Genomic DNA, 20,117 nt, shown 5'->3' on the forward strand with positions numbered 1-20,117 from the left:
TTCCACATAAAAAATGGGTGCTTACCAATCGGCAAGCACCCGTTTTATTGATATATCTATCAGTATTATAGATGTATTACTTCACCATAAGCTGCCGCTGCTGCTTCCATAATAGCCTCTGACATGGTTGGGTGTGGGTGAACCGATTTAATGATTTCCATACCTGTTGTTTCCAGCTTACGAGCAACTACAGCTTCACCAATCATTTCAGTTACGTTAGCACCAATCATATGGCAACCTAACCATTCGCCGTATTTGGCATCAAAGATTACTTTTACGAAACCTTCAGGGCTACCAGCTGCTTTTGCTTTACCCGATGCCGAGAATGGGAATTTACCCACTTTAACTTCGTATCCGGCTTCTTTCGCTGCTTTTTCTGTATACCCTACTGAAGCGATTTCTGGTGTACAATATGTACAACCCGGGATATTTTTATAATCCATTGGTTGTGGGTGATGGCCAGCTATTTTCTCTACACAGATAATACCTTCTGCTGAGGCTTTATGTGCCAGCGCAGGGCCAGGTGTTACGTCACCAATGGCATAATAACCTGGTACGTTTGTTTCAGACCATTGGTTAACCGTGATTTTACCTCTGTCAGTAGCAATGCCTGTTTCTTCTAAACCAATATTCTCAATATTGGCAACGATTCCGGCTGCTGAAAGCACCATATCTGTTTCGATTTTGATTTCTCCTGTTGGAGTTTTCACTGTCGAAACACAACCGTTACCACTTGTATCAACTTTCTCTACGCTTGAATTAGTATAGATTTCGATACCGGCTTTTTTGTAAGCTTTAGCCAATTCTTTCGAAATATCTTCATCCTCAACCGGAACGATATTTGGCATAAACTCTACGATAGTTACTTTAGTACCCATGCTGGCGTATACATAGGCAAACTCAACACCAATAGCACCTGAACCAACTACCAATAACGAATCCGGTTTTTTCTCAAGGCTCATTGCCTTGCGGTATTCGATAATTTTTTTGCCATCAATCGGGATATTTGGCAATTGACGCGCTCTTGCACCAGTAGCAATGATGATGTATTTACCCTCTACATCAGATTTTTTACCTTCTGAATCAGTTACTTCTACTTTTTTCCCTGCTTTTACTTTGCCTGTTCCGTAGATAACATCAATTTTATTTTTCTTCATCAGGAACTGAACCCCTTTGCTCATGCCATCAGCAACCCCACGAGAACGTTTGATAACCGCCTCAAAATTCGCATTCGACTCACCTACTTCAATTCCGTAATCTTTTGCGTGCTTAATATATTCAAACACCTGGGCAGACTTCAACAAAGCCTTTGTTGGAATACAACCCCAGTTAAGGCAGATGCCCCCAAGGTTTTCTTTCTCAATAACGGCGGTTTTCAGGCCTAATTGTGAAGCACGGATAGCGGTAACATATCCGCCCGGCCCACTCCCAAGTACTACAACATCATACTGTGCCATAATATATAAATTTCTGGTTATTATAAATTTTGATGCAAAATTAGACAAAATAGCTTATCCACAAAACCCTTTTCGATTATCTTCAAAAAGCTAAAAGCCTGATGGAAAGTAAAGTTTTTGAGCTTGGAACACTATTTTGTTTCTAATGAAACAATCAAAAATGAGTATTAAATCCCGCTTATCTATAATTAAATTTGAGTATATAACCTTTCTTATCATCACCTTCTGAAGAGATATATAAATCACCTGATGGGTTAAAACAAATCCCTTCCGGCTGTAGGTATAATTTATCATCCAGTTCTATTAAATCTTTCTTTGTACCCTCCTTTGACAAAATCAATATCTTTTTCCCTTGCGAGGCAACTATATAAATATCACCATCTATTGGATGCACAGCTATACCTGATGGACGGAAATCGGTTTTGCCGTTTTTTCCTTTGACCATGTCTTTTGTAATAGTAAATCTGATAGTCAGTTGATTTTTTGTTAAATCATAGCTGTAAACCAGCTTTTCATCATCTCTGGCCTTTATGTGTTCTTTGGTAGCTAAAAGTAGGCTATTTGTGTGTGCATCATAGCCTAACCCTTCATACTCTATTACATCAGGACTCCTACAATCTATTTCATTTTCTGACTCACCATCAATGGCAAAGGTTTTAATTTCACCATTACTTTTCATCACGAATACTTCGCCTCCGACAAACTCTACGCCCTCATAATCGGCTGATTTACCAAAATCTATCTTTTCGATAATATCCTCTTTGGCTAAGTCATAGATAAATATTTTACCCTCCTCATCATTCACACATATCAGTTGATTCTCTTTATAGTACGATAAACCCGATATTTCTTTCAGGCTTTTAGAGAGTTTCATCTCTTGCGCAGGATTCGCAAAATCATAGCTTTGGAATACCTCCGTAACAGGAGTTTTTTCATCATTGGTTTTCTTCTTTGAGGGGCCACAGGCATTTAATATAAGTACTGCAATAGCAATGATACTCAGGGCAATGAAGAATAATTTCATCGTATACGTAATTTTAATTGGGAGTGAGTGAGTTTTTGAAAAAATCTTCTCAAATTTAACTCAAATAATTTCTAACATTTTCATTCAATATTAATCTATTCTATGCAAGCTATTACTGCGCCTAAAGTTTTACTATCAGGCATTTTATTGGTCTCAGGTGTTTACCTGACTTCCTGCCAGTTAAAATCGTCTGAATCTACCGAAAGAGATATTCTTACAGAAATTGTAGACACTACTGTATCACCCAAAGATGATTTTTTTAAATATGCCGTCGGCGGCTGGATTAAGAAGAATCCTATTCCCGCCTCTGAAAGTGGTTGGGGAATTTATAATATTGTACAGGAAGAAACCTATACACGTTTAAGAACCATCAGCGAAGAATCGGCTAAGAAATCAGGAAGTGCGGGTTCAAACGAGCAAAAAATCGGTGATTTCTGGTACATGGGTATGGATAGTGCAGGCATTGAGAAACAAGGGCTAACCCCTGTGAAAGCCGATTTAGACCGCATTGCCGCTATTAAAGATTTGCAGGGAGTTCTCAATGAAGTAGCACTTCAACAAACCTATGGTATGAGTACGCTTTACGGCAATTATATATTTCAGGACGAGAAAAACAGCGAAGAACAAGCCCTACACTTATATCAGGGTGGGATAGGTCTACCAGATAGAGATTACTATTTCAATACAGATAGTCGAAATACTAATATCCGTAAGGAATACAAGGCACATATACAACGCATGTTTAAGTTGTTGGGAAATGATGATGCCACAGCTACCAAAAATATGGAAAGTATATATGCCTTAGAAGAAAACCTGGCCAAAAATTCGCGCAAAATAGAAGCTTTGAGAGATCCGTATAAAAACTATAACAAAATGGATTTGGCGGCTCTGGATAAATTAGTGCCATCAATGAAATTCACTGATTTATTTGCTAAAATGAAAATGCCGCAAGTGAAAAGTGTAATTGTAGGTCAGCCCGAGTTTCTTACTGCGGTTGAAAAATTACTGAAAACTACACCGATAGATACCTGGAAAGCCTATCTGACATGGAATTTTATCAGTAATTATGCCAGTGAATTAAGTAGCCCATTTGCCAAAGAAGATTTTCATTTTTACAGAACTGTACTACGTGGCGTAAAAGAAATGAAACCTCGCTGGAAACGTGTATTAGATGCAGAAGAACGCTTATTAGGAGATGCTTTAGGGCAACTTTTTGTTAAAAACTACTATTCTGAAAAAACCAAAAAACGCTATGAAGAATTAGTAAAGAACATCTTCAGCACTTATAAAGAGCGTATTGAAAAACTAGATTGGATGTCGGACAGTACCAAGAAAAAAGCGCTTTTAAAGCTCTCAACTGTCATGTCTAAGGTAAGTTACCCGGATAAATGGAAAGACTTTTCGACTTTAGATATTAAAAGAGATTCTTATGTGCAAAATATTATGAGAGCGAATCAATGGTGGTATTTGTATGAAGTGAATAAAATCGGCAAACCTGTTGATAAAACCGAGTGGGGAATGACACCACAAACCTATAATGCCTACTATAACCCATCGAATAACGAAATTGTATTGCCTGCGGCTGTTTTCTTTGTAGCAGGTTTTAACGACGATCAATTAGATGATGCCGTTATTTATGCCTATGCGGGTGGCTCAACCATTGGCCATGAAATTACACATGGCTTCGACGACCAGGGCAGACAGTTTGATGAAAAAGGAAATCTGAAAGACTGGTGGACTAAGAAAGATGGTGATGAATATAATAAACGTGCCAAAGGTATTATAGAACAATATAATGCTTACACAGTGCTCGATTCTATGCATGTAAGAGGAGAAGCAACTCAGGGAGAAAATATTGCCGATTTGGGTGGAGCTGTTTTAGCTTTAGAAGCTTTCAAGAAAACGGAACAATATAAATCAGGTAAGAAAATCAATGGTTTCACCCCGCTTCAACGCTATTTCTTAGGTTGGGCATTAGCGTGGATGAATCAGTCAAGAAATGAAGCATTAGCCAACCAGATTATGACAGATGTGCATGCACCGAGTTTTCTGCGTGTAAACGGCCCGATTGTTAATATGGATGAATTCTATCAGGCTTTTGATATAAAACCGGGCGATAAGATGTATCGTGCGCCTGAAAAAAGGGTGAAGATATGGTAAGATGATAAATAAAAATAGCGGTCAGGTAATTACTGGCCGCTATTAGAATATATTCCGTTTTTAGCAATTTTCTCCACCTATTTCACAAGCATCACCAGTTACTTCAACGGGCTCCATTTCTTCCACTACTTTTGTTAAGGCATCTAAAAATACATCTGTTGGCTGCGCACCGCTTAGACCATATTTATTATTCAGAATAAAGAATGGTACACCCGAAATGCCTAAGTTTTGAAAATGCTTGATTTCCTGCGTTACCCAATAGCTTATCTGGTCGTCTGCTAAAATGCTTTCGGTTTTTTCAGCAGGCCAGCCAAAATCCTCCATGAAAGCAATGATGTTTTCCTGATTTGAAAAATCGATGCCATCGGTAAAGTAAGCCTTGAATAGTTTTTCCTCTAATTCATTCTGAGTGCCTTCTTCCCTAGCTATATGTAGTATTTTGTGTAAAGGAATGGTATTAATAACCTTTGGCATTTTTTCAAACTCAAACTGGATACCAGCCTTTTGGCCTACACCCTCTACTCTCTCGTGCATTTGTTGAATACGCTCTGCACTCCCGAATTTATTGGCGAAATATTCCTCACGAGGTAAACCTTCTTGTGGAATAGTTGGATCTAATTGAAAAGGATGCCACGTAACCTGAAAACTCTGACCTTCCATGCCTTCCAATGCTTTTTCTAAATGCTTTTTACCAATGTAGCACCAAGGACACGCTACATCAGAAACTATATCTATTTGAATGGGTTTATTTGTCATTACATTGTTTGTTTTAACAATTAAACTGTCCATTTGAAAGAATAGTTCAAATTGAATTTTGCTGCGAAACGTAGCCGTTTAATCATATTGTTATTAATGTTCAATTAAAATAACAGATAAAAAATACGGTAATGCTCTGAAACTAAAAATTTATGATTTAAATTGGTATGTTTTTGCTTTTCTAACCAAATCATTCTTACGGACCCCCCATGAAAAAATGCTTACTTTCAAGTTTGCTATGCGTTTTTGTTACCCACATAACTTTAGCAAAAATCGGGATGCCACGCGATAATACACAAGTATTGAGACATCAGAAGTTTTTACAACCTACTAAATCAACAAAAAAAACCGCCTCCTTTCTTACCCCTTTTTCTCAGCAACATTTTTCAAGCCCTCCTACATCACTTGCTTTAACAAGCACAATGGTTTTAAAAGACGAAATTGAACCTAACAATGATGTAGTAACGGCTATGCCACTAGGTGGGAATGATATAAAAATAAAGGGATTCGTTAACCCTAGTGGTGATATTGATTATTATTCTTTTACGGCTAATGCTGGTGATAAAGTATACGCGGCCACGCAAACTGCTTTTTCTGCATCAGGAAGCACAGATACTATTTTAGACGTAGTAGCAAGTGATGGTTTTCAAGTACTTGAAACTGATGATAATGATGGCTCATTCGGTGTTAATTCATCAAGTATTGCAGGTACTGTTATTCCGGGTAATGGGACTTATTATCTCAGAGTAAAGCATCTTTCCAATAGTATTAAATTGCTTCCTTATTATGTTTATTTCCGTTTACAAAGTGGTTTGCCAGGAGCTGAAATTGAGCCTAATAATAGTACATCAACAGCCAATGTATTTCCTAATTCAGCGTGGGTAAGTGGTGCCTTAAGTTCAAACCAGGACTCTGATTATTATTCTATTGCACTCAATGCAGGAGATACAATCTTTATAAGCCTTGATTTCAATCCTGAAAGAGATGGTACTACCTGGAACGGTCAGGTTGCTTTGGGAGAATTCAGTCAGTTCTATTTGCCCGCAGGTGATCCAAATACACAATCTCCTAATTCTGAAGGCCTTTTTCTAACAGTAAAAACGAGTGGTACTTACTATATTGTGGTTGCTCCAGACGGAAATACGTTTGGTACTTATGAATTGAGTGCAAGTGTGTTGCCAGCTAACAATGCTAATCTTTCAAGTTATACTAACACAACTGCAAAGGCAATTCCTTCCGGCCCAACTGTAATTACGTCAACTATTAATATCCCAGTTAATAAAAGAATTGAATCGTTAAAAATTTCAATTAATTTATTCCATAGTAATATAGAGGATTTAGATGTACGCCTAACTTCTCCTTCTGGCAATACCGTAATTCTATTTACTGATATTGTGGCTTTGTCTCCAATGGATATAAAGTTAGATGATGCTGCCGCCATTCCTGTCGGTAGTTTCCCTATAGTCAATAATATTGTTTACCAACCACCTAAGGAGTCTCGCTTAGAATGGTTTAAAGGGCAATTAGCACAAGGAAACTGGACTTTAACAATTGATGTTGATTCACCGGGTAGTACGGGACAGTTGAATAGTTGGAGTATTGAAATAGAAGAGCAACTCAATATTCTCGGTACTCTTACAAGTATTTATACCAATGATTTTGAAACCAGTGATGGGGGGTTTATCCATTCAGGTGCGCAAGATGAATGGGAAAGGGGTACTCCTACTATGGCACCGATAAATACTGTTAATAGTGGAACGAGGTGTTGGAAGACAGATCTGGATAATACCTACAATTTTAATACTAATTGTGACCTTATCTCTCCTAATATTTATATTCCAGACTTAGGTGTTAACAATGCTTATTTGACATGGAATCAAAAGTACCAGTTTGCGGGTACTGATGGGGCTAATACAAATGCTTATGCTTATGTTGAAATACAGGAAATTGGTACAGCTAATAGAAGAAAAGTATGGGAATGGCTAGGACCAAAAATGATTGGCAGTGTTGGAAGCCCAAGTACTACCATCAATGAATCAGCAGGATGGGGATTATTTCGGACTAATATCAATGAATTTGCTAATAAAACCATCAGAGTCATTTTTCACTTTGAATCAGATGCTTCAAGCCCATTGCTTGCTGGTTGGGCTATTGATGATGTGAATATATTTAAAACCTTCTGTCCGAATAGTTTAACGCTTACAGACACAGATAATTATTCAGGTGTTTATAGCAGGGTAGTAGCAAGCGAAAGTATTACAGCAAGAAATGAGGTTACGACTAATAACATTATTCAAAATCCTTCAAATCTCACCTATCAGGCTACGAAAGCTATTGTTTTATTACCTAATTTTAAAGCTGATGCCAGTGGTGGTACCGTCTTCATGGCACAGATAGGCGGATGTAACTAATGAGATTATTGCATAATAAAAATGCGAGGTTTATAGCCTCGCATTTGTTATTTATAGCATATGAGCAACTCTTAGTTGATTAAATCAAAACCACAATAAGGCACCAATACTTTCGGTATTCTGATACCTTCTGGTGTCTGGTTATTTTCCAGAATTGCCGCCAGAATACGGGGCAATGCCAAAGCAGAGCCGTTAAGCGTATGCAATAGCTGTGTTTTACCATCTACTTTATAACGCAATTTCAGACGATTGGCCTGATAAGCTTCGAAATTAGATACTGAACTAACCTCTAGCCATCTTTTTTGCGCAGCTGAATATACCTCAAAATCAAAGGTAAGGGCAGAGGTAAAGCTCATATCTCCGCCACATAAACGAAGAATACGGTATGGCAATTCAAGTTTAGCTAATAAACCTTTTACGTGCTCTGCCATTTCTTCCAAAGCCTGATATGATTCTTCCGGTTTGCGAATCTGTACAATCTCTACTTTATCGAATTGATGCAGACGGTTCAACCCTCTTACATGCGCACCCCAACTACCTGCTTCACGACGGAAACATGGGGTATAACCTACATTCTTAATAGGCAAATCACCCTCTGCCAGAATCGAATCGCGATAGATATTGGTAATAGGCACTTCGGCTGTTGGAATCAGGTATAAATCATCGGCAGTGGCATGATACATTTGTCCTTCTTTATCAGGTAATTGACCAGTACCAAAACCAGAATCCTTATTAATCAGAATCGGCGGTTGAATTTCTCCATATCCTGCTGCTAAAGCTTCATCAAGGAAGAAATTAATCATGGCACGTTGGATGCGTGCCCCTTTTCCTTTATACACAGGGAAACCTGCTCCGGTAATCTTGTTACCTAGGTCAAAATCAATGATATTGTATTGCTTGATTAGCTCCCAATGTGGTAGTGCACTCTCTGGCAAATCCGGAATAGTACCTGTTTCAAATATATTCAAATTTTCCTCAGGCGTACGACCTTCCGGCACACTGGCATGAGGCAAGTTAGGCATAGTCACTAAAACCTCGTATAAATCATTTTCCAAGGTTTTTAGGTTTTCTTCCAATACCTTTGACTGAGCTTTTAATTCTGCTGTCTGGGCTTTAGCTGTTTCAGCTTCTGTCTTTTTGCCTTCTTTCATCAAGCCACCAATCTCTTTTGCCAAAGCATTTGATTTTGCCAGCGTACCATCTAACTCTGCCTGAGTTTCACGACGTTTCTGGTCGATGCCAAGCAAGGTGTCAACAGTCTCTTCGGCATTCTTGAAATACTTGCGCTTCAAGCCATCGATGGTAGCTTGTTTATTTTCTTTGATATAATTTAGTTGTAACATAGTAGTCTTATGTAATCAGAGGTTAGTTAAAACCTCTGTGTAATATCATTCAAAAGTAAATAAGCCTTCGTTCAACGCTTCCAGGGCTGCATTTTTATCCTTGGTGTCAACTAATAAAGAGATATTATGCTCTGAAGCTCCGTAAGCAATCATTCTAATCGGGATATTTTTCATCGCTTCCATTACTTTCAGAGCAATCCCTGCTTTATCAGCTTTGAAATCTCCTACAATACAGATGATGCTTTGGTTGCGGTCATGCTCTTCCAATTCGGCAAACTGGCTTAATGCCGCTGTGATTTGCTCCAGATTCTCGGCATTATCAATCGTTACAGCTACGGATACTTCGGAAGTCGTAATCATATCGACAGGCGTTTTAAATTTCTCAAAAATTTCAAACACCTTCGTCAGAAATCCGTAGGCATTCAGCATACGGGTGGAGTGAATATAAATAGCTGTAATGCCATCTTTGGCAGCAATAGCTTTGATTTCAGACTCAGTGGTTTTGTGAGCAATCAGCGTTCCGTAGGCATTAGGCTCCATAGTATTTTTCAAACGAACAGGTACACCTCTCATCTTTGCTGGGGTAATGGTACTTGGATGTAAAATTTTAGCGCCAAAATAGGCCAGTTCAGCCGCTTCTTCAAAGGTTAGTTCACGTACTGGAAAAGTTCTTTTTACAATACGAGGGTCGTTGTTGTGCATACCATCAATATCTGTCCAGATTTGAATTTCTTCTGCACGGATTGCACCACCTATCAACGAAGCTGTATAATCAGAACCACCACGTTTTAGGTTATCTATTTCTCCACGTGGATTTCTACAGATAAAGCCCTGGGTGATAAATAAATCCTTGTTTGTCAATTGCTCCAACATGGCCGAGAGTTTTTCTTCCGTAAAACTTAATACCGGTTCGTTATCGGCATCAATGAGCATGAAATCTAAAGCAGGTAAAAGGGCAGAGTTAATGCCTTCTTCCTGCAGATACGCCTCAAACATCTGGGTAGAAAGTAATTCGCCTTCAGCTACAATTTCTTTCTCCTGTTTAAGCGTAAAAGGTTTGATGCTTACCAGAGAGCGGATAAAACTAAACTCTTTGTCTACAATTCCTTTCCCTGCATTATATCCTGCTTCGGTTTTATACAAATCTTTAATAAACGCCTCGTAATGCGCATATAAAGCATTTATTTTCTCAGTGGCTTCGGCATCATTGTTAGCTTTCAGAGACTCACCGATAGAGATAAGGGCGTTTGTTGTACCGGAGAGTGCCGATAAAACAACAATCTTACGTTGACCATCTTCTGTAATCAGATTACGAATAGAGTGCATACGCTCCGGTTTCCCTACGGAAGTACCGCCAAATTTCCAAACTTGCATTTTCTGTGGTTCTGGTTTTGTTTTACTATGAATAAAATATTTAATCCTTTTAATTACCTAATATTTCTCTCCACTTACCCGATTCCGCTATTTCCTTAATACACTGGTTTCTTTCTGTCAAAAAAACTTTCATATAATTTTCTAACACCAGTTTATCGACAATTTTGCCTAATATCCCTAAAGGCGACTCAAACATAAACAGGTCTTTCATTAAAGTGCCCTCACTGGTAGGTAAAAAATGGTGTTTATGCCTTAAAGACTTGAAAGCTCCTTTCTGCATTTCATCTACAAAATACTCTGGCTTTCGAGCTTCTGTGATTTTGGTAGTTAATTCTTGCCAAATACCAAAATGCTTTGCTCGCCATGTAACACTCTCTCCCAATTTCATCACTCCTTCCCTCACACCATCTACAATATGCTCCTTTGTTTTAGCTGTTGAAAGTTGGTGTAAATCTACACTCAACGATAAATCATAACAGATTTCAGCGGGGGCGTGTATAAGTGTTTCTAGAGTTATGGTGGGCATTTAGATTTTGTCAAATATTTACCACAGAGCTTCACTGAGTTTTGCACTGAGTTTCACAGAGCCTATTCTGAATCTTTTGACTTCGCTTCGTGTAACTCCGTGCAAAACTTTGTGACACTCTGTGATTTATGTTTCTAATATTTTGCTTAATTAATTTTGTATTTCTAATTTAATTTCTCCTTTACTAAGTTTGTAACATCTGAATTCTTCTTTAGGTATATCATAATAGAAGCTACAAAAATTTAAGGCAAGGTCTGACAAATATCGCATTTGCACAATCTCCTCTTTTATCTTCTCAATACCATAATACTTATTCATCTCCACCCAATCAGACAATTTCCCATTCATCAAAATACGATTGATAACATCACGTGTATGCTTATCAAAATCAATTTCCTCGAAATTGACATCCCAGAAAGCGGCTTTTGATATATTTGGTTTTGCCTTTTGCATGTTCTTGCTTACTGTAATCCTAACATCTTAATAGCAGTAATAGCTGCCTCATCACCTTTATTACCATGTATACCTCCCGCACGATCCAATGCCTGTTGTTGGTTATTTGGTGTCAATACCCCGAAAATAACAGGCTTATTATATTTCAAAGCTACTTCTGTTAAACCACCTGCTACCGCATGATTGATATAATCATTATGTTTCGTTTCTCCCTGGATCACACAACCGATGGCAATTACGGCATCAATCTCTGATTTTTGCGCAAATACCTGTGAGCCGAAACTTAGTTCGAAACTACCCGGTACATTGGCACGGACGATGTTTTCTGCCTGAACGCCATTATCCACTAAAGTCTGATACGCCCCTTCAAAAAGCGCTTCGGTGATTTCACTATTCCATTCGGCTACGATAATGGCAAACTTTTTCTGGCTTACATCCGGTAAACCTGTGGTACTGAATACACTAAGATTTTTGTGTGCTGACGACATTTTTTATTCGAGTAAAGAAATAGACTTTATAGAACAATATTTATTAAAAAAGGGACAAACCAGATTCGGCTTATCCCTTTGATTATGATTGTATAACCAAATTTTACTCGCCGACTATGCCTTCGAGTTTGGACTTATATTTCTTCGCATTTGTTACCTCTCCTGAATCAGGATATTTCTCGATAATCTGAGTATAAGCGTCTAATGCTGACTTATTATCTTTTGCAGTTTCGTAAGCTGTCGCTAACTTCATTAAGTATAATGGCGTAAAGAATTTGTTTGGTTTATATTCAGCCGCTTTTTTGTAGTAGCTGATAGCCTCTTCTGTATTCTTTTTCTCCATATAAGCATCACCAATCAAAGCATAAGCACGGCCCTGAACAAGCAAATCACTTGAGCTAAAACTTTTCAAATGCTCTATAGCTTCGTCATATTTACCTTGTTTTACCAAAGCAACTCCGGCATAGAAATTTGCAAGATTACCTGCATCAGTTGAGCCATAATTAGAAGCTACACTTAGTAAACCTTCGTTACCACCGGTACCGCTAAGCGCCTGTTTCAAAGAATCTGCTTCAAAAGCATAAACAGCATTAAACATTGCTACCTGTGCTTCTTCGTCTTGTGATTTCGACCAGTAGTTATATCCTACGATCCCTAAGATTATCGCCAAAATCCCTCCACCAACATAGGTAAGCAACATTTGATTCTTTTTCAAAAAACCTTCTGCTTTTCCAAACTCTTGTTTTAAAGCATCTGCACTTTCAAGAATCTCAATTCCTGTTTTTTCTTTTTTCGCCATTGTTTAGAACTCTTGTTTGATTGCACTGACTATCAGAATGTTAAAGCGCAATCAAGATATTTTATTAATACTTTTGAATGTCCGCATTTTTTCGGACTGCAAAGTTATGAAATTGATTTCGAACTTGTTGTATTCTTTTATAAAAATTATGCTAATTCTTATGATTTTATTCAAGTTTCTTCTTTTTTCTAATCCTTTAAAGGCCTTAACCGCAAAAACATGATTAATGAAAGAATGAAATATAATTTTAAATAACAAAAAGTTAATCCATATTCAAAAAGGTTCCCACCATATTGGTCACCTTTTCCGACCCTACTTTTAGTGGTTGATATCTAGCCCCCCTCTGCGTTGCTGACCCTATTCAAAAAGGTTTCCACCATATTAGTAACCTTTGCAGAGGTATAATCAATTATACCGCTACTACCTGTCCTTACTTTCTTTTTCTCTTCTTCTTCCGGCATAGCAATAGTTGTTAAATAAAGTACTGTCCCTGACTGGATATCCCAACTAGGCGTCCCTCTAAATTTCTGACATAAGGTTGTTTTTTCAAATTGTTTGAGGAGATTTTTGAAATAATCAGACTATTGCGTTATTCTCCGAACAATAGCCACTTTGCAGATGTAGCCATCAAACCAATTTTCAAAATTTAAACAAGTTCTAAAATAAAGACCAATAAAAAAGTCGGGAACACTATATTCCCGACTTCTAATATTTAAAACTTTCTAAGCTGCCATAAAAAAATCCTGAACCTCGTGTGGCTGTACTTTAATGACATTGGCCAGCACTAAAACAATCAGGGTACGGGAGGCTATTTTTCGAGGAATATTGGCAATATTGGCGTAGGTATCAACCGTAATTCGCTCATTATCTGCCAGATACTTCATTAATGCTCGTTCCTTATCACCATATTGAAACCTGATATTCTGCCCCTTGCGCTCGCCTTTCAATATCTCACGCATTTCGCGGCTGGCTTGCACCGAGCGATCTTCCACCCGCACATAGGCCCTTCGGTTTTCGACTATTCCGTCAAGGTCAACATAATGAGGTTTGAACGGACTTTTGGGGATATTAAATATTAACACCTCTCGGTCGCCCTCAACTACTACGTGTTTGACATCATACTCAATGGCCGGATAAATATGTCGTTCAATGGCTCTGCGCAGAATAAATTCGTCTTCATCTGCAAACTTGAGACCCTTGATACTTTTATCATCACCGACACCGATAATAAGCTGCCCTCCGTCAGAATTTGCGAAAGCAACAATTTCACGGATAATCTTTTCCGGATGATTAGTCTTAAGCTTAAACTCAACATGCTTGTTTTCTCCGTGTCTCACAAGCTCCTTGAGCTCCCTCAAATCAGATCTTGATTGTTGGGTGAATTGATAATCCAATATCATTTCCAGAATGACTTTGGTTTCTTAAAGATACACAAAACAATTCTATTTTACAAGGACTGTTTTCTACGTAAACGAATATTTCTGACAAAAGTTTACTATAGAATTATAAACCTTCAAAAATATTTATTTATCATACTATTCTTAAACTACTTTGCCACAATGTACACTAAATGCACAATGTTGCACTACTTTAATCTATTGTGTAACATTGTGCATTTAGTGTACATTGTGGCAATACTCATTTAGTCTTTATCTATGTATGAAATGTATTCATTAATAAATTTCTGCATTAATCCCCCATTTAGGGGCTAGGGGCGCTTACACATGAAAGGCATTCATCAACAAAGCGGCCAGAACCCCTCCTATAATAGGCCCAACAATCGGAATCCAGGCATATCCCCAGTCATTCGCTCCTTTGCCCGAGATCGGTAAAAGCGCATGAGCAATACGAGGCCCTAAATCACGGGCAGGATTAATGGCATAACCCGTTGGTCCCCCCAAAGACAAACCTATCGACCATACCAGAAAGCCGACCAATAGCGGCCCATAACCTGATTCAGGCATACTATAAAATGAAGAAGATGCTAATATTAATACAATAGTACCGATTACTTCTGAAAGGATATTTCCGGTTGTATGACGCACGGCAGGAGCTGTAGCAAAGATACCCAATTTAGCACCTTTGTCTTCTGTGATACTCCAGTGTGGCAAATACACCAACCAAACCAGAACAGCACCTATGAAAGAGCCGATAAGCTGCGCGGCAATGAAAGGGGCAACGTTCGACCAGTCGCCAGTTTTTACTGCCATGGCTATAGTTACAGCAGGATTAAGGTGGGCAGCAGAACTACCGAATTTTTGAGCTACGAAAATACCTGACATTACAGCAAATGCCCAGCCCGCAGTGATAGCAATCCATCCGGCATTTTCACCTTTTGAGCCTTTGAGTAATACATTGGCAACTACACCGTCGCCTAAAAGGATTAATACAGCTGTACCGATTAATTCTCCGATAAAATTAGAGGTTTCCATTTAATAGGTTTTGTTGGTTTAGGTTGAAATAGGGAAGCAATTTAATTTTTTTTTGATAGAACAACTAATCCATTGGTATTAAAGCATTAAATTTGTAGGCGATTAAACAAGCGCGCAAGTGTCAGTAAAATAAATGCCTAAGATAAACAGACATGCAAGGCTTTATTTTGTGGATTATGCATCGGTTGAATGTAGCAAATCCGTCAATAATTAAAAACGATAGATTGTAATATATAAATAATCTGTCTTTATCCACTTCATATAAATACACTTACTATAGATGTAGCTATCTTAATAAATGAAATCTCTGCCATAAGAGTATTGGCTACACTTTAAACTATAATTTTATGATTTTAAATACCCTTTCTGCTATTTCTCCTGTTGATGGTCGTTACCGTAAACAAGTGGAAGACTTAGCGAAATATTTTTCAGAATTTGGCTTGATATATTACCGTGTTCGGGTAGAAATTGAATACTTTATTGCTTTAGTTGAATTGCCAGTACCTCAATTGGCTGATTTTCAGAAATCACTCTACAAAGATTTAAGAGCTATTTACCAGAATTTTTCGGAAGAAGATGCGCTTAAAATCAAGGAAATCGAAAAAACGACTAATCACGATGTAAAAGCAGTTGAGTATTTTATTAAAGAAGCTTTTGAAAAACTAGGTATCAGCCAATATGCCGAGTTTATTCATTTTGGTCTTACTTCACAGGATATTAATAATACAGCTATTCCGCTTTCATTAAAAGAAGCAGTTGAAGCGAATATATTACCAACTTTCGCGCAAATTTTAGAGAAACTCTATGCTTTAGCCGAACAATGGAAAGACATTTCTCTATTGGCACATACCCACGGACAACCAGCCTCACCAACCCGTTTAGGGAAAGAAATACTGGTTTTTTGTGAGCGTATCGAAAAACAGATTGAATTGTTGAAGACAATCCCATATTCAGCAAAATTTGGCGGTGCTACGGGCAATTTTAATGCCCACCATGTAGCTTATGCTCAAACTGATTGGGTTACTTTTGGAAATACATTTGTCAATGAGCAATTAGGTTTGTATCGTAGCCAGAAAACTACACAGGTTGAACACTATGATATGTTGGCGGCGTTGAGCGATAATATCAAACGCATCAATAATATTCTGATTGATTTCTCTCGCGATGTCTGGACATACGTATCGATGAGCTATTTCAAGCAGAAAATCAAAGCAGGCGAGATTGGTTCTTCGGCTATGCCACATAAAGTAAACCCGATTGATTTTGAAAATGCCGAAGGAAACTTAGGTGTTGCCAATGCCTTGTTCGAGCATTTTTCAGCCAAATTGCCTATCTCACGTCTGCAAAGAGACTTGACAGATTCTACGGTTTTAAGAAATCTAGGTGTACCGGTAGCTCATACAGTTATTGCACTGAAATCGCTGCTAAAAGGATTGGATAAATTAGAGTTGAATAAAGAAGCTATCGACCACCATCTGGAAGAAAACTGGGCGGTAGTAGCAGAGGGAATCCAGACCATTTTAAGAAGAGAAGGTTTCCCGAAACCATATGAGGCGCTTAAATCTTTGACTCGTACCAATGAGAAAATTACAGAAAAGAAAATAAAGGAGTTTATTGATACGCTCGACGTAGGCGAAAAAGTAAAATATGAGCTTCGTCGTATCACTCCATTTAATTATACAGGTATCTAGAATTTTAAGAAACAACCTCATCTTTCTTCCCTTTACCAGTAGCAGCATGAGTAATCGTGTTGCTACATTTTTTATACGCGGGTTTGCTTGCAAATCAGCTAATCTATCATCATTTTTGTAGTTTGTACTACCGCCAAAGTCTAAGCCATGATACAGATAAGAAAAGTTTCTCCCAAACATCCTACTGGCAGGGCTTCATATTTTGTAAACATGAAAGTATCTACTCAACAACCATTTGAGATTGTTTATTCATTGTTCGAACACGAATATTTAGGCTTCCTGTTCGAAGCTTTTATCGTTCAACTCAATGGAAAGGGCGAACTCACGCTACTGAATCAGAATGTTTCCTCAAAAAATATCCGCGAGTTCTCCGAACGTTTAGATACCACGGATTTCGAATTGGTAAAGCTCATTGACGCCATTCAGCAAGAAACAGTACTCAAAAAGTTTAATCAACGAAAAATAAGTACGCTGGATTTTTTCCTGAAAGTGTTTGATGCCGACAAGGGTGACAAACTTCTACAGGAAACACTTCACAGCTATATGGAGAAACATCGCTCCCAGATTTTAGAAAAACTGCTCAACAAGCAGGTATTTATCATGGGTACTGATGGTGAGCCAACCTGGAAATCGGTGAAGATGATACAGGAAGGGGCAAAGGTATTTTTTAATTTTATCCGTAACGAAGAAAACACTCACTATTTCCCAACTATTAAATGTGAGGGAGAAAGAGTACAGTTTCAATTCAAAAATGCCAGTGTCTTATGCGAAGAGCCTGCCTGGTTGCTCATTGATAATAAACTGTATCATTTTGAGAAAAACGTAGATGGTAAGAAACTACGACCATTCCTGAATAAAAATCATATCATCATTCCACGCAATATTGAGGAGACTTATTATCAGAAATTCATTGCGCCGCTTATTGCCCAGTTTGATGTATTTGCTCAGGGCTTTGAGATACGCTTCGAAAGACATACTTCAAGACCGATTTTAACTATTGCCGAGGTAGTGAATAGTAATCAGAAAGTAATGGCAACCATGTTTGACCAAGACGAGGAAGAAAAAGAGGATAAAGAGAGCAAGATAGTTTTTGACCTGGCTTTTCAGTATGGCAATTATACATTCCGGTTTGATAGTTTTTCGGCTGAGGCATATGTGAATGTAGAAAAAAATGGTAACGACTGGATTTTCCATAAAGTAAAGCGTGATTTGGTTTATGAGCGTTATCAGATAAACCTGTTGAAAGAATGGGGATTAGACCTACGTCAAGGGCGATTATCATTTTCCAAAGCACAGGCATTCTCATGGTTGCAAAGTCATGCTACTTTGTTGGAGAATAATAATTTCGAGGTTAAACAGGAAGAAAATAGCCAGGGCCAGAAACAGTATTTCCTGGGATATTCAGCCATTGAAATAAAGATTGAAGAAAAGAACGATTGGTTCGATATTCAGGCAAAAGTACGTTTTGGAGAATACGAAATACCTTTTCTGAAGCTCCGCAATCTGATTATGGCGAATAAACGTGAGTTTACCTTGCCTAACGGACAGATTGCGGTAATTCCGGAGGAATGGTTTACCCGTTATTCAGAGCTTTTCAGTTTTGTGGAAAACACAATCGATGACGATATTATCCTTAAAAAACATCATCTGGTTTTAGTCCAGGATTTAACCAATGAGGGTTTGGCTCATTCTGTTATTACCAGAAAACTCGAAAAATTGAGGGACTTTGAGAAGATTAATCAATATCCTACACCACAGGGACTATTAGCCACGCTTCGTCCTTATCAAAAAGCCGGATATGATTGGCTAAGATTCTTATCTGAATACAAGTTAGGTGGGTGCCTGGCTGATGACATGGGTCTAGGAAAAACCATTCAAACACTGGCATTTCTGCAATCACAAAAAGAGCTGGGGCTTGCTCAACATCCAAGCTTGCTGATTATGCCAACATCATTGGTTTATAACTGGCTAAAGGAGATTGAGAAATTCGTACCTGATCTGAAAACATTTGTATATACTGGTACGTATCGCGAAAAGAACACCGAGCAATTTGATAATTATGACTTGATTCTTACCTCTTATGGAATAGTCAGAATTGATATAGATTTCATTAAAGATTATCGATTCCATTACGTAATTCTGGATGAATCACAATCTATCAAAAACCCCACTTCTAATATATCAAGGGCAGTGATGCAATTGAATAGTGCCAATCGTCTGATTCTGACAGGTACGCCTTTAGAAAACAGTACAATGGATTTGTGGACACAAATGACCTTTATTAATCCGGGGCTTTTAGGTACCCAAAGTTTCTTCAAAAACGAGTTTCAGGTTCCTATTGAAAAGCATCAGGATGAAAAGCAGATTAAGCATTTATATAGCCTCATAAAACCCTTCATGCTTCGAAGACATAAATCGCAAGTGGCTACTGAACTGCCACCAAAGGTAGAGAGCGTGCATTATTGCGACATGACCGAAGAGCAGGAAAAAACCTACGAGGAAGCCAAATCTTATTATCGCAATATCATTTTAGAACAGATAGAACAAGATGGTTTGGCTAAATCACAGATGGTGGTATTACAGGGTTTAACTAAACTCCGCCAATTGGCTAATAATCCTGTGATGATTGATGAAGGCTATAAAGGAAATTCAGGTAAAGATGAAGAGGTTTTCCAGAAATTAGAGACAATTATTGAAGAAGATCACAAGGTGCTGGTTTTTAGCCAATTTGTGAAGCACTTGGCTATTTTCAGACATTATCTGGATGAAAACAATATTCCTTACTGCTATCTGGATGGTTCAACCATTAACAGACAAGAACAGGTTGACCGTTTTCAGAATGACAAAAGCATTAAAATATTCCTGATTTCACTAAAAGCCGGAGGGCTAGGCCTTAACCTGACAGCCGCAGAATATGTTTTCTTATTAGACCCGTGGTGGAATCCGGCAATTGAAGCGCAAGCGGTGGACAGAGCCCATAGAATAGGTCAGCAGAATACAGTTTTCACCTATAAGTTTATCACCCGTAATTCGGTAGAAGAAAAGATTCTGGCCTTGCAGCAAAACAAACGGAAGCTATTCGATAACCTGATTACTACTGAGGAGACCTTTGTAAAATCGTTGTCGAAAGAGGATATTATTAAATTGTTGGAGTAGAATAGTTTTTGAATAGAGTAAAAAAATAACTATTTTCGATTCATAAA

16 protein-coding genes are annotated in these 20,117 nt (G+C 38.1%); 4 read left to right on the plus strand and 12 right to left on the minus strand.

Going from position 1 to position 20,117, the window contains the following annotated elements:
• Window positions 1-65: 65 nt before the first annotated feature.
• Together lpdA and D0T08_RS26445 are read right to left on the minus strand one after the other, a co-directional pair.
• Window positions 66-1,457 (minus strand): dihydrolipoyl dehydrogenase, encoded by a 1,392-nt coding sequence (gene lpdA, locus D0T08_RS26440; RefSeq protein ID WP_116985770.1) that lies wholly within the window; start codon window positions 1,455-1,457, stop codon window positions 66-68.
• Window positions 1,458-1,635: 178 nt separating this feature from the next.
• The gene (locus D0T08_RS26445; protein WP_116985771.1) at window positions 1,636-2,481 is read right to left on the minus strand and encodes an SdiA-regulated domain-containing protein; all 846 of its coding nucleotides are present in this window, start codon (window positions 2,479-2,481) and stop codon (window positions 1,636-1,638) included.
• A 102-nt stretch (window positions 2,482-2,583) separates the two neighbouring features.
• Here D0T08_RS26445 and D0T08_RS26450 point away from each other — a divergent pair, with 102 nt between their 5' ends.
• Window positions 2,584-4,641: a M13 family metallopeptidase gene (locus D0T08_RS26450; RefSeq protein WP_116985772.1), complete on the plus strand. Its 2,058-nt coding sequence runs from the start codon at window positions 2,584-2,586 to the stop codon at window positions 4,639-4,641.
• 60 nt (window positions 4,642-4,701) lie between these two features.
• Here the strand turns inward: D0T08_RS26450 and D0T08_RS26455 are convergent, their stop codons facing one another.
• A complete protein-coding gene (locus D0T08_RS26455; protein ID WP_158561355.1) occupies window positions 4,702-5,397 on the minus strand; it encodes a DsbA family protein in 696 nt (231 codons plus the stop codon).
• A gap of 209 nt (window positions 5,398-5,606) precedes the next feature.
• On the opposite strand from D0T08_RS26455, the gene D0T08_RS26460 reads away from it, so the two are divergent.
• Window positions 5,607-7,808 carry a 3-coathanger stack domain-containing protein gene (locus D0T08_RS26460; RefSeq protein ID WP_116985774.1) on the plus strand — a complete coding sequence of 734 codons (2,202 nt, stop codon included), beginning with the start codon at window positions 5,607-5,609 and terminating at the stop codon, window positions 7,806-7,808.
• A 71-nt stretch (window positions 7,809-7,879) separates the two neighbouring features.
• Here D0T08_RS26460 and serS read toward each other — a convergent pair whose 3' ends face one another.
• From serS to D0T08_RS26505, 9 genes are all read right to left on the minus strand, one after another.
• The gene (gene serS, locus D0T08_RS26465; protein WP_116985775.1) at window positions 7,880-9,151 is read right to left on the minus strand and encodes a serine--tRNA ligase; all 1,272 of its coding nucleotides are present in this window, start codon (window positions 9,149-9,151) and stop codon (window positions 7,880-7,882) included.
• Window positions 9,152-9,196: 45 nt separating this feature from the next.
• Complete coding sequence (locus tag D0T08_RS26470; RefSeq protein WP_116985776.1) at window positions 9,197-10,525, minus strand: aspartate kinase; 1,329 nt, start codon at window positions 10,523-10,525, stop codon at window positions 9,197-9,199.
• A 49-nt stretch (window positions 10,526-10,574) separates the two neighbouring features.
• Window positions 10,575-11,051, minus strand: coding sequence for an SRPBCC family protein (locus tag D0T08_RS26475; protein WP_116985777.1), 477 nt, complete (start codon window positions 11,049-11,051; stop codon window positions 10,575-10,577).
• 150 nt (window positions 11,052-11,201) lie between these two features.
• Window positions 11,202-11,504 (minus strand): DUF6922 domain-containing protein, encoded by a 303-nt coding sequence (locus tag D0T08_RS26480; protein ID WP_116985778.1) that lies wholly within the window; start codon window positions 11,502-11,504, stop codon window positions 11,202-11,204.
• 8 nt (window positions 11,505-11,512) lie between these two features.
• Window positions 11,513-11,992 (minus strand): 6,7-dimethyl-8-ribityllumazine synthase, encoded by a 480-nt coding sequence (gene ribH, locus D0T08_RS26485; RefSeq protein ID WP_116985779.1) that lies wholly within the window; start codon window positions 11,990-11,992, stop codon window positions 11,513-11,515.
• 103 nt (window positions 11,993-12,095) lie between these two features.
• Entirely contained in the window at window positions 12,096-12,791 is a 696-nt protein-coding gene (locus D0T08_RS26490; protein ID WP_116985780.1) for a tetratricopeptide repeat protein, read from the minus strand.
• A gap of 332 nt (window positions 12,792-13,123) precedes the next feature.
• A complete protein-coding gene (locus D0T08_RS28115) occupies window positions 13,124-13,252 on the minus strand; it encodes a hypothetical protein (RefSeq protein ID WP_255413532.1) in 129 nt (42 codons plus the stop codon).
• Between the two features lie 261 nt (window positions 13,253-13,513).
• Entirely contained in the window at window positions 13,514-14,191 is a 678-nt protein-coding gene (locus tag D0T08_RS26500) for a helix-turn-helix domain-containing protein (protein ID WP_116985782.1), read from the minus strand.
• 318 nt (window positions 14,192-14,509) lie between these two features.
• On the minus strand, window positions 14,510-15,223 hold the full coding sequence (locus tag D0T08_RS26505) for an MIP/aquaporin family protein (RefSeq protein WP_116985783.1): 714 nt from the start codon (window positions 15,221-15,223) through the stop codon (window positions 14,510-14,512).
• A 347-nt stretch (window positions 15,224-15,570) separates the two neighbouring features.
• Here D0T08_RS26505 and purB point away from each other — a divergent pair, with 347 nt between their 5' ends.
• Window positions 15,571-16,914, plus strand: coding sequence for an adenylosuccinate lyase (purB, locus tag D0T08_RS26510; protein ID WP_116985784.1), 1,344 nt, complete (start codon window positions 15,571-15,573; stop codon window positions 16,912-16,914).
• A gap of 210 nt (window positions 16,915-17,124) precedes the next feature.
• Window positions 17,125-20,070: a DEAD/DEAH box helicase gene (locus tag D0T08_RS26515; protein ID WP_199538233.1), complete on the plus strand. Its 2,946-nt coding sequence runs from the start codon at window positions 17,125-17,127 to the stop codon at window positions 20,068-20,070.
• The last annotated feature ends 47 nt before the right edge of the window (window positions 20,071-20,117 follow it).

The organism is Emticicia sp. C21, assembly GCF_003418935.1.
Classification (GTDB): domain Bacteria; phylum Bacteroidota; class Bacteroidia; order Cytophagales; family Spirosomataceae; genus Emticicia.